This is a genomic window from Aeromonas sp. 96A (assembly GCF_051919165.1).
Classification (GTDB): domain Bacteria; phylum Pseudomonadota; class Gammaproteobacteria; order Enterobacterales; family Aeromonadaceae; genus Aeromonas; species Aeromonas veronii.
In genome coordinates, this window is sequence record NZ_JBQBFE010000001.1 from 1041860 (window position 1) to 1053286 (window position 11427).

The window sequence follows — 11427 nt, forward strand, 5'->3', positions numbered from 1 at the left end:
GCAATTTGGCACAAAACGAAAAGGAGAAAAAATGCTTCCAGAATTCGACCATGCTGAAGATGGGCAGCTTGTATGCCCGTCATGTGGTTTCAACTGCCTACACCATGACAAAGTTGAAGTCTTCGAATGCACCGAAGACGCGACACACGGTGTGCATGTAACTGTTAGTGATGGCAAAGCGGTAATGGATACTTCCCTAGAAGGCAATCCAAGTGCACGTCGCCATGGACTATCCGTCCACTTCTGGTGTGAAGGATGCGATGCCAAGCCTGTGCTATCGATTAGTCAGCATAAAGGCAGCACCTACATGACGTTTGAATGAGACGATAAGCCTAGCCGGATTTGTGTGAACAAGTAAGCGCACTCAAGTCCGGCTGAAGAATCTGCCAATAATTCTCTATGCTTTTTGTATGTTGCTAGGTAAATTTTGGCAAAAATCTGAACGCCCTCTTCAGTGATTTAACGCCCGCGATTTCCCCCCGTACCCCCCACAAGAACCAGCCATTAGACAGCCCTCCCGTCCTCTTTCTCTCACCGTCCGAGCGCCTGTCTGTCCCTCTCCTTGTCCCTGCCCCAAGCCATCCTATTGCCTCCTGCTGTGTCTCTCTGCCTGCCTCTTCGTCCCATTGAGGTATACCCTAATGAACTTCTTTCACACGGGGCTATTGACTGTCTCATTTATGTTTCATAATCTAAGTCCCATCAGGCTAAGACCTTAATGTGACAGCGTGACACCGACAAGGACTCACGTTGAAGCAATAGGAAGAAGATGAAGGAGATTTCCGCATGAATGACTTGGTTATCAGGCTTCGCCGATTCAAGGACAGGAAGTCACTGGATAGAGTCGCCCCAAGGATGCTTGATAAGGCTGCGGCTACGGGCCTCCAAGAAGAACTGAAGGTCATCGCTGCGATTGACCACCGGCAAGCAGAGATAGCAGCTGGAAAGCATTACGACGCGGGGAAAGTCCCTATAACAGCTTGGGCATTGGTGGATTGAGTAGGAGAGAGTGATGGGACAGGTTATCGGTTATGCACGTGTGTCTTCTGTCGGTCAATCGCTGGATGTTCAACTGGATAAGCTGACAAAGGCCGGTTGTGAGCGTGTGTACCAAGAGAAGGTATCAGGGACCAGCACAGATGGCCGTGAGCAACTAGCCGAACTCCTGCGGTATGTCCGAGAGGGGGACGATGTGGTGATCACCAAGCTGGACCGTCTGGGCCGTTCTCTCGCTGACCTGCTGGACATTACGGAACAACTGGAAGCCAAGGGTGTGACCCTGCGTGTACTGGACCAGAACCTAGAGACGACGACAGCCCAAGGTAAGCTGATGTTCACCATGCTGGGCGCCTTTGCTGAGTTCGAGACGGCTCTACGCAAGGAGCGTCAGATGGAAGGGATTGCCAAGGCCAAGGCTGCGGGGAAGTACACCGGCAGGCCCAAGAGTATCGACGAGGATGCAATCAAGGCGACCCTGCTGGAAGGCGGTAAGTCCCTGCGGGAAATCGCTACGCTTCATGGAGTCAGCCGAGCGACTGTCCATCGTCTATCAACAAGGATGCGAGAGAATGGAGAGCTGAGTTGATCGAGTGTGCCTATCGGCTGAGCCTGGAACCATCGAAAGGACCGATCACTGGGTCTGTCCCAAAGAACATTAGATAAAGCTAATTTACCCTGACCAATAGAAAGAACTGATCGAGTGACCCACTTTGATCGAATCTTTCAATCGACCCCCGAGGCTGTTCACCGCGACACCTTGGGGATTTATCGTTTGGAGACGCTGGGGCCGACTCTGGGCTTGTTCGTCTGAGTGCCCCTGTTTGTTGTCCCGAGGTCAATCCCGAGACCAGCATTCCCGACGACCATCCCGACGATAACCAACGGAATACATACCGATTACATCTGGCATACAATCAGCAGTTAAAATCTCTGATACACCCAAAGCCAATAGAACATTATCTCGCAAAGACACCATCTTTTAGCAGACAATAAACCCTGACCATTGAATGAAATGAAAGACCGGTCCCCTCTCTCTCCTTCCCTCCGCCCGTCCCTAAGACTATCTATAAGACATCTATTAGATACCCTAGATACTATCTCTCTATACTCTACTTACTATAGGTATCTTTAAGACTACCCAAGGTCTACCCAACGACTCCTTCAGGATGGCCTACGGGCTGTCCTGTTGTCGCTTCCCCAAGACATCCCACTGACCATCCCCAGGACAACCGAGTGATAACTTCAGGACAGATAGCTAGTAAGGATCATCAAGTGAGAGTATCCGTTGGTTGAACATAGCGAGTTCCTTATGAGACTCAAAGGGATGACCTTATGCAAAATGTCCCAAGGGCAAATTGCATAACCCAGCGATGGACCTTGTGACTACTCCAAAAATGCCCCGAGGGCAAAAATGGAGTACCCAGCGACGGACCCGAGGGCTGGTCGAAAATGGCCCGAGGGCAAATCCGACCACCTCCCAGCGACTGGCCTTGGGCCTACTCCAAAAATCCCAATCTGGGAGAAATGGAACACCCAGCGACTGACCTTGGGACTGGTAAATAATGGGGATTCCCCAAAACTTACCACCCAGCGTCTGACCTTGGGACTTCCCAAAAATGCCCTTGAGGCAAATCTGGGAACACCCTGCGACTGACCTTGGGACTGGAGAAAAATGGCCTAGGGGCAAAAATCTCCACCTAGCGACTGACCTTGGGACTGTCCAAAAATGGCCCGAGGGCAAATCTGGACACCTCCCAGCGACTGGCCTTGGGACTGTCCGAAAATGGTCCCAGCCCAAATCCGGACACCTCCCCAGCGATGGACCTTAGGACTGTCCGAAAATGCCCCGAGGGCAAATCCGGACACCTCCCAGCGTCTCCCTCCACTCTCCCCTTTATCGCCTATCAACATTGTCCATCCAAGCAAGGGAAGGAGAGGGAGTTATCTATAGGTAATCTGTAGGTACTTATCCTGTGGCCCCTGTGCACAGGGAAATCCGGAAGGGGGTCTCAAAATCCCAATCTGGGGAAATGTGACCCCCGAGGTCTGTCCGGAGGGGTAGCCAAAAGACAAATTCTCTTTTGGACACCCCCGAGGTCTGTCTTGGTGAGTGACGAAAATGCCCTTGGGCAAATCCGTCAGTAGCCCGAGGTCCGTCCTTGCAATACGCCGAAAATGTCCCTTGAGGCAAATCCGGCGTATTCCCGAGGCCCATCCTTGCGATACTCCAAAAATCGGGAATCCCGAAAAATGGACACCCCCGAGGTCCATCTGGAGGGGTAGCCAAATGCTGGTACGACATTTAGCAACCCCCGAGGTTCGTCTGGAGGCTGTGCGAAAAGAGAGTTTGTCTTTTAGCACCACCCCGAGGTCTGTCTTGGTGAGTGGCGAAAATGCCCTTGAGGCAAATCCGCCAGTAGCCCGAGGTCCATCCTTGCGTTTCCGGAAATGCCCTTGCGGCAAAAAAGGAAAATGTGACCCCCGAGGTCCATCCTTCAGGTTCCGGAAAATCGGGAATCCCGAAAAACCGGAAGAGGTCCCGAGGATGACCGCAAAACGGCATGACACCTTTGGCGGTGCCCGAGGACAACCTGAAGCCGTACTGTAAAAACCCTGAATCAGGGAAATTACAGCATCCCGAGCGACTGACCCGAGGACGACCTGAAGCCACCTTGGCAAAAATCCTGAATCAGGAAAATGCCGCACCCCCGAGGTCTCCACCTCCACCGTCCCGATGGCATCCACTGAAGACCGCTCCGAAACCCGCGAGGACTCCCCACTTAGAAAAATGCCCTTGGGACAAATTTCTAAGTCAGACCTGAGGACGACCTGAAGACGCACTGGGTATAAATCCCAATCTGGGGAAAATACCCACCCCCCCCCCCCCGAAGTCAGTCCCTCTGTTGTCCCGAGGATGGCCCTGCGTCTGCCTTACCGAACTAGCGGAATCCGCCACACCGCTCACCCCTGCGTCCACTTACCGAAAATGCGGAATCCGTAAAATCGGTAGTCCCCTGCGTCCCCTTACCGAAAATGCCCCGAGGGCAAATCCGGTAGCCCCATGCGACCCTGAGCGAAAATCGGGAATCCCGAAATCCGCTCACCCCTGCGTCTGCCTGCGCGGAAATGGTCTCGCCCCAAATCTGCGCATCCTCCCCTGCGTCTGTCTGCGGAAAAATGCCCTGAAGACAAATTTCCTCACCCATGCGTCTACCTTCGCAAAAATGTTAGCGTAACAAATCTGCGCACCTCCCCTTTCTCCCTGCCCATAGCGATACACCTATCAACTCACAAGGAGCCGCTATGACTGCAATCTCTATCACCACCGTACATCCTGAAGTCGTTAAGGAACGCCTGCGGGTGATCTCCCACCTTACTACCACTGAGCCGGAGAAGTACCTGAAGAACCGCTGGGAGCTGAATCGTGAAGCTGTCAGGGGGTTTATGGGTCTGACACCTGCCGAGGTCGAGGCCAAGCGTAACGCTGTGTAAAAAGCCTGAATCAGGAGAATTACACACCCAGCGCCAGACCCGAGGACATTCTGAAGCTCTGAGTAAAATTGCGGATTCCGCCAAATTACACACCCCAAGACAGGCCCGAGGACGCCCTGAAGCTCTGTGTAAATCCGCCAGACTGGCAAAACTACACACCCAGCGTCAGACCCTAGGACGTCCTTGCGCACTTAGTAAAAATGCTACAGCAACAAAATTACTAACCCAGCGTCCCCCTACAAAAAATCCTGAATCAGGAGAATTTGTACCCTCCCGAAAAGAGAGTTTGTCTTTTGGGGACCCCCTGTCTCCCGCCTTCCCAAAACTGGGGATTCCCCAAAATTGGGAACCCAGCGTCCCTCTGCCCGAAAATCCGGAATCCGGAAAATCGGGCACCCTCTCGAATCCCCCTGTCCGGAAATGCGGAATCCGCAGAATCGGACACCCTCTCGCCTCCCTCCGGATTTCCCTGACCTAAGAACGTATGAGGACGCGCAGAAGTGCGCACGTAACTCAAGGACCAGCCTGTGGGGAAACCTGCGGGCTCCCTTTTTCTACGTCCTGACTCCCTTTCCCTTTTTCTCTTTGGCCGAAGGGCCATCCACCTATCAACAAGGAAAAACAACTATGTCTGCTTACGGCACTTTCCCGACTTTTCAAAACGTAACCCATGTAGGTCAGAACAACGGTCAAGGCGATACCCGAGCCCTCTTTATGAAGCTGTTCGCTGGTGAAGTCCTGACGATGTTCCGCAATCAGTGCGTCTCCTTGGGCACCACCCGAGTGATGACCCTGAAGGGCGGCAAGGCATTCGATTTCCCTGTACTTGGCATGAGCCACAATGCGAAGTACCACAAGCCCGGCGAGCTGATTCAAGCTGGCGGCATCAAGAACGTCCTGCGCACTGTCACCGTGGATGACGTCGCTGTGGCTGCTGTGTTCGTGGCAGAACAAGACGAAGACCTGAGCACCTTTGAGGTTCGCTCTCACTATGCCCGTGAGCTGGCCTATGAGCTGTCGAACATGATCGACAAGAACGTCTTCCGGACCATCGCCAAGGCTGCCTTCATTACCAACAAAGAGCTGGCTATTGCTCAATTCGGTGAGAACGGCGTACTGGATGACGAGACCTTCACCGAGAACATTACCCTGCGAGCAACCGATGCGGCAGGCCGTCCGATGACCCGTGGTCAGCAAATCGTGGACGCCATCTACCGTGCCCGCACCGAGTTCCGCAAGGCGAGCGTCCCAGGCATCCCTGTGTGTGTCCTGAAGCCGGACGACTTCGAGGCCCTGACCAATGCGGCTGCTGGTATCGGCAACATGGCATGGCTGGATAAGCGTTTCTTGGGCCAGACTGGCGAGGACAAGTCCAACGGTAACGCTGACACTGGCCTTCGTGTCGCCGGTATGAAGATCTACGAGTCCAACAACCTGCCGGACCAAGACGAAAGCGAGGGGCTGATCGGCTCACCGGAACCCCTGAGCGTGGAAGACGGTGGCTCTGGCCGTACCGCTGCGTACCGTGGGAACTTCTCCAAGCTGCTTGGCTTGGTCTACACGAAGGACTGCGCGGCTACCGTGAAGGTACGCGACATTGTGACCCAGTGGGTCCCTGAGCCTCTGCGTGTCGGTAACACCGCGCTGGCTAAGATGTTCGTCGGTCACAACATCCTGCGTCCGGCCTGTGCGGTCGCTCTGCTGGAAGCGTAACAGGGATTTCCCTGACCAAAGGATGAAGAGAGGTTTCCGGTCAGGGTCCTCTCGACATCTGATGGTTTGCATAGCTGATGGTCATTCGGTGCTTCCTTAGACCCCCATGCGTAGTTCCTGTGGTTAACACGGGGGCTGCCCTTGGGGGTTCTTCTTTGAATAACTTTGCTCTGACCTATTACTTCCCAACTACAAGGAGATTTTATGTCTACTCAAACTCAACACCCGAGCTTGCAACGCAAGAAACCCCAAGCCCGTACCACTGCAATCCTGTGGGAAGACGTTATCCCGAAGGCTGACGCTCTGACCCTCCATTTCTCCAAGCAAGCAGGCTTTGCCCTGACTCGCACCCAGATGCTCAACGCACTGATTAACCGTGAGTTCGACAAACTGCGCTCTCAAGGTGAACTGGCTGTGGAGGTGCAGTGATGGACTACCAGGCCACCGACTACGGCTTCAGCGTGGAGACCTGCGACCTGCCCTCCTACTCCAGCGGCGTGAACGACCAAGGGGAAGCCCTCTATGAACTCGATGGGATCGAAATGACCAAGGCACAGGCCGAGGACTTCAAGGACTACTTCTTCGACGACGAGGACGATCACTCGCTTTCCCAAGGCAACGACACCGAGTCCCTACCGGACACCATTCTTTCAGGCTTGAACGCTGTGAATGACGCGCTGGGAGGCGGTGGAGTCGCTGAGTTCTACGCTGACGAGCTGCTGGGTCTAGGCGAAAGCCGAATGGACTCTGTGGTCTCTTCTTCCGGTATGAGTCGGGAGGAAATCCAGTCCCATGCAACAGCGGTAATGATCGACATGGCCGCACAGGTAGGAATGCCCAGCGACTACCTGATGAACGAGCTTCAGAACGACATCAACCGCGTCCGCTCGTTTAACTCCCAGTCTGGCTTGAAGCTGCTGCGAGAGGCTATCGCTGACGGTATCGCTGGGGAATACGACTCCGCGATGACCAAATGGGATCGCCTGCGTCGCGCCCTGCAATCCGTCAAATAACCCACTTTCTCTAACCCCTAGTTACCCCATACCACAACCATCCGGAAAGCCTCTGCGGCCTTCTGGAGGGGCCACTGTGCCCGTCTCAACACACACATAAGGAAACCGACATGAACAAAATCACCATTGCTGACCTGTCCGAAGAACTGCTGGACGTAATCAACGGCCAACGCGCTGTTATCAACAAACTGGCTGAACTGGCTGGCCTGTCTTCTGGTCAAGTCCGAGTGCTCCAAATGGAAGCCTCCCAGCGTCACCAACGGGCCAAGGCTGCTGAAGCAAAAGCCAAGGCCAACCGTGAAGCCTACGAAGAGGATCACCAACAGATGGCCGCTTGGGTCTACGCCACCCGCTTCGACTTCAACAATGCGAAAGAGTGGGGCAAAGCAGCGGCGACTGAATGGCTGGTTATCTGCGAACGCAACGGCTCCGAGCATGGCCGCGATCACTCCTTTAAGTACCACGAGCCGACCCAAGACGAACTGCTGGAAGCCCTGAAGGATCTGGAGGGCTGGAGCCGTGCGACTGAAGAACACAACAAGGACCGCCGCGAACATGCCCAGCGGACCCTTCCGAAGGTCAAGGCCAAGCTGGCCGCCCTGCTGACCGCTTAATGCAACCCACGGGGGAGGCCCAGCGTCTCCCCTGCTCTACCCAAGGAACCTATCAACATGACCGCTAATGAAACCTTTCTTGTCCATCCCAGCGACTTCGTGAAGCGCCTTCAAGCCTTCGCCACTCTGGCCCTTGGTCGCCGTCCGTCTACTGGTCAGGTGCAGAACGCAATCAACCGATACGTCATGCAATCCCACGGGACAGACCGAGAGTCGATGCTTGCGCTTGTCCGTGAGCTGTTCCCGACAGCCGAACAGGAGGCCGCCGGATGATCACCATTGAGGACTGGAGCCACATACGCAAAGCCAAGATCCGCCATGCCCTCTTTTGCGTGGCCTATCGGAGGCTCCAAGGAGACTGCTTGGAGAAAGCCTGCCGGACTACGGCAAAACGTCTGAAGCGCGATTATGGCCGCCTGCGTCTTCTCGCAAGGCACTTCATCAAGACCACCGGAGACAACACCAAATGACCCAACCGTACACCTACACACTCGCCACTGATGGCGCTTGCAACACCAACCACACCAAAGCGTCAGTCCGTGTGGCTGGCTGGGGCTTCCTTGCCGTCCGTAGCGATGGCCGCAAAGTTGAACGCTGCGGCTACTGCGTGGGCGCTGGGGAGTCCAACCAGACCGGAGAACTGGAAGCAGTCATTCAAGGGCTGTCACTCCTTAAACCTGACTCTGTGGTCGAGGTCCTGACGGACTCCGCCTATGTGATCAATGGGGCGACCCAGTGGTTAGCCGGATGGAAGGCGAAGGGATGGAAGAAGGCAGACAACAAGCCAGTCCAGAACAAGGACCGCTGGGAACAGCTGGATGACCTACTGAGCACCCGCCAAGTGACCTTCAAGAAAGTGAAGGGACACAGCGGCCACCCGATGAACGAACGAGCGGATCAACTGGCTGTGGCCGGAATGAATCGCTACGGGCAGTGAAAAGCCGAGTGAACAAGTCAACTACTGGTGAGCCTACGTGAAATCCTGAAGAGTCACAGGTAGATTGTCCCCGAGATCTCACGTAGGAGTAATCGGTTATTAGTCTTCTGGAGCAAATGCTGAATCGTCTTCACCGTCGAAAGCCCAGAGTGAAACCCTTAGTGAGTCACCGACTTTCCAGCCTTGTGCTTCCAGAATCTCAGGACTTACGCCTTCAGGGACGTATGCGTAGTAACTGTTAGGCGTTTCGCCGCTACTGCCTTCATCTAGCTCCCACACGATCCCTGCTTGCTCAAGCTCTTCATACTCTTCTTGAGTGAGTTCAAGTTCATCCCAAACCATGCTGATTGCCCTCTGCGTTAAAAGGAATAAAGAGCCTAACACGGTCTCGATTGACTGTCCCGTCAACACCTTTAGTCGATTCTCCCTGACCTAAGCAACAGACCTTCCTCTGGTCACTTTCAATCAATCACTGCGTCTTTATGTCGTGCTTCTTCTGCTGCTCCAGCTTGCCTATGGGTAAGCAGTGGGGGCCTGCTGGAGAGAGGACGGCATGAGAGGCACAACATAAGGAACCCATTCAATGAAACAAGTCGAATCAATCTCCCTGCGCTTCATGGGCAACACAGTGACCGTCAACCAGAAGGACGGCCTGTTCTGTCTCAACGACCTGCACCGTGCGTACACTGGTGGTATGAGCCGTAAACAGAAGCCGCACGACTGGTGCAAAGGGATTCTTAATGGCGAGAAAAGTCGCCATTACAATTTGACCACCTTCAAGGGCAAGCACGGCGGCACCTATGCGAATGAGCAAGGGGTCTATGCCTACGCTTCATGGCTAGACGATGATTTCCACAACGCTGTCCTCCAGACCTTCTCCTCTGCTGCCCGTGGTGATGCTGAAGGGGCTGTGAAGATCGCTCAATCCTCTGTCACTCTGACATGGCGTGAAACCCTTCGTGAAGGCAATAAGGCTTTCTGTCACGCTATCTACACTGCACAAAAAGAAGGGAACGTGAAAGGCAACCTGAACCACGTCATGGCTAACATACAGTCTCTTGTCTGCAAGGCAGTGACTGGTCTGGACGGTACGGCATTCAAGAACCGCTATGGTATGTCCGCGCGTGACTTCTTGGTGTATCAAGATGATGGCAAGCGGCTTGGAGTTATGGCCCGCATTGAAGGCAAGGTGGAAGCGCTGCTGGACGCGGGGATGGACTACATGATGATCAAAGCAGCCCTTGCTAAAGATGTTATGAAGGCAATCGAAAGCTGGAGGTATGATGGTTTTACTGCAAGCAATGGATGATGAGTGGGCAATGCAAGCGATGAGTGTTAATCAGCATGATTAACTCATTCTCGATGAGTGAACCGCGAAGATGATTACTCCATTGGATTTTGTCACTCAAGCTATTCATGAAAAAAAGGGAACCTTGCGGTTCCCTCTTCATCATTACTTGCCGCCGATCTTAAACCGGAAACATTCTGCCGTCTTAGGGTATACATACTCACCACTGCGCCAATGCTTGAAGCGCTTGCAGTAGACGTAGCCATCTTCTACGTAAGGGTATGTTTTATCGCTCATTGTAGCATTCCTCATGTCCAGAACTACTCATAGAACACCACAAGCAAAGCTGATGGTTTCTACATTGGCACACAGGGTTAGTTGCGACTTTGTCGAACTTAAACCTGTTTTTTAAAGCACCTGCGTTCAGCATCTTTGCCTCCCATAATGCAGGTGAACCAATTGAGTAGGATTGATTTCCAGGCGTTGACGGCATACTATCCAAGTTGCGGTTAACTAGGGGTTGTAGCCTTCCAGCACGCCAATGCTGGTCAATCTGGTTCAATCCGACCCTCCTCAGAAGGCATCCTAACGGGTGCCTTTTGTCTTACCAGAGCACCTCGTCTTCTTCTGAATCAACGAGATCCAGCTGAAACGTCAGGCAACCCTCTTTGAACTCAATCATGTCATCTTTATGCAAGTATTTGACTCGGCTTAGTTTTTTGTCTGTTCCTTTGCTCTCTTGAGCTAAGAAATCAGGTAAACCAGCACGAAATGAAAGCCGAATAACTGCTGGCGATGTATCACTTTTCTTTGTTTGTTGGCTCAGCGTGACACTGCCAGGCTTATCTGATTTCATGATCCGACAAACGGTATTGCCGTTAGCAAAAAGAAGCTGGACTTTGTCCTGATACTGGAAGCCACACCGCTCCATCGCTTCATGACTGATCCTAAAAAGCAGCTCATTTTTTTTGGTCTTGAAGCTGTGGGTTATGCTGACAAGCTCTGATGATGATTTGCCTGCCGCTGTCACAGCTTTAAAATTGAGATTGTCAAACATTAAAGTCCCCTCCAAAGAGTTCATGCGGACCAGTTTACTCCTCTCTCATTCACCGATCAACGATCTTCATCGATCCTCATTCAATAAATCATTATTGATTTGGCCTACTTGCATTATAGGGCTTCAGCCTTTGTCGCCGGATTTAAATTTATTGGCGCTACATTGCGCCACATTGCGCCACATTGCGCTATCAGTTGCACTCTCAGTGCTACGATAATTGACTGCCAGCTCCTCACCCACGCACTCTCTGTCCCTCACCGATAGATTCTAAGTTTCTCAACAGCACACTCTCAGTGTCCCACCGGTAGATTCTA

Annotated in this window: 14 protein-coding genes; 12 read left to right on the forward strand and 2 right to left on the reverse strand. The window is 53.2% G+C overall.

Annotation, left to right across the window (positions count from 1 at the left end):
* The first annotated feature begins 31 nt into the window (after positions 1–31).
* The 11 genes from ACTG2W_RS04775 to ACTG2W_RS04825 all read left to right on the forward strand — a co-directional run bounded on the left by ACTG2W_RS04775 (position 32) and on the right by ACTG2W_RS04825 (position 8768).
* A complete protein-coding gene (locus tag ACTG2W_RS04775; RefSeq protein ID WP_141108821.1) occupies positions 32–322 on the forward strand; it encodes a hypothetical protein in 291 nt (96 codons plus the stop codon).
* 464 nt (positions 323–786) lie between these two features.
* Positions 787–999 (forward strand): Hha/YmoA family nucleoid-associated regulatory protein, encoded by a 213-nt coding sequence (locus ACTG2W_RS04780; protein WP_106843033.1) that lies wholly within the window; start codon positions 787–789, stop codon positions 997–999.
* Between the two features lie 13 nt (positions 1000–1012).
* Positions 1013–1585: a recombinase family protein gene (locus ACTG2W_RS04785; protein WP_106843034.1), complete on the forward strand. Its 573-nt coding sequence runs from the start codon at positions 1013–1015 to the stop codon at positions 1583–1585.
* A 2717-nt stretch (positions 1586–4302) separates the two neighbouring features.
* On the forward strand, positions 4303–4491 hold the full coding sequence (locus tag ACTG2W_RS04790; RefSeq protein WP_106843036.1) for a hypothetical protein: 189 nt from the start codon (positions 4303–4305) through the stop codon (positions 4489–4491).
* Between the two features lie 627 nt (positions 4492–5118).
* Entirely contained in the window at positions 5119–6204 is a 1086-nt protein-coding gene (locus tag ACTG2W_RS04795; RefSeq protein ID WP_106843037.1) for a capsid protein, read from the forward strand.
* A 204-nt stretch (positions 6205–6408) separates the two neighbouring features.
* Positions 6409–6633 (forward strand): hypothetical protein, encoded by a 225-nt coding sequence (locus ACTG2W_RS04800; protein ID WP_106843038.1) that lies wholly within the window; start codon positions 6409–6411, stop codon positions 6631–6633.
* Complete coding sequence (locus ACTG2W_RS04805) at positions 6633–7217, forward strand: hypothetical protein (protein WP_106843039.1); 585 nt, start codon at positions 6633–6635, stop codon at positions 7215–7217. Before ACTG2W_RS04800 ends, ACTG2W_RS04805 begins: the two co-directional genes overlap by 1 nt.
* A 110-nt stretch (positions 7218–7327) precedes the next feature.
* Positions 7328–7831, forward strand: a complete 504-nt coding sequence (locus ACTG2W_RS04810) for a hypothetical protein (RefSeq protein ID WP_005901957.1) — start codon at positions 7328–7330, stop codon at positions 7829–7831.
* A gap of 57 nt (positions 7832–7888) precedes the next feature.
* Positions 7889–8104 (forward strand): hypothetical protein, encoded by a 216-nt coding sequence (locus tag ACTG2W_RS04815; RefSeq protein ID WP_106843040.1) that lies wholly within the window; start codon positions 7889–7891, stop codon positions 8102–8104.
* Entirely contained in the window at positions 8101–8301 is a 201-nt protein-coding gene (locus ACTG2W_RS04820; protein WP_106843041.1) for a hypothetical protein, read from the forward strand. The genes ACTG2W_RS04815 and ACTG2W_RS04820 overlap by 4 nt, the downstream gene beginning before the upstream one ends.
* Positions 8298–8768 (forward strand): ribonuclease H family protein, encoded by a 471-nt coding sequence (locus tag ACTG2W_RS04825; RefSeq protein ID WP_106843042.1) that lies wholly within the window; start codon positions 8298–8300, stop codon positions 8766–8768. Before ACTG2W_RS04820 ends, ACTG2W_RS04825 begins: the two co-directional genes overlap by 4 nt.
* Positions 8769–8867: 99 nt before the next feature.
* Here ACTG2W_RS04825 and ACTG2W_RS04830 read toward each other — a convergent pair whose 3' ends face one another.
* Entirely contained in the window at positions 8868–9110 is a 243-nt protein-coding gene (locus tag ACTG2W_RS04830) for a hypothetical protein (RefSeq protein ID WP_146142113.1), read from the reverse strand.
* Between the two features lie 241 nt (positions 9111–9351).
* On the opposite strand from ACTG2W_RS04830, the gene ACTG2W_RS04835 reads away from it, so the two are divergent.
* The gene (locus ACTG2W_RS04835) at positions 9352–10077 is read left to right on the forward strand and encodes a KilA-N domain-containing protein (protein ID WP_106843043.1); all 726 of its coding nucleotides are present in this window, start codon (positions 9352–9354) and stop codon (positions 10075–10077) included.
* Positions 10078–10660: 583 nt separating this feature from the next.
* Here the strand turns inward: ACTG2W_RS04835 and ACTG2W_RS04840 are convergent.
* A complete protein-coding gene (locus tag ACTG2W_RS04840; RefSeq protein ID WP_106843228.1) occupies positions 10661–11113 on the reverse strand; it encodes a hypothetical protein in 453 nt (150 codons plus the stop codon).
* Between the last annotated feature and the right edge of the window lie 314 nt (positions 11114–11427).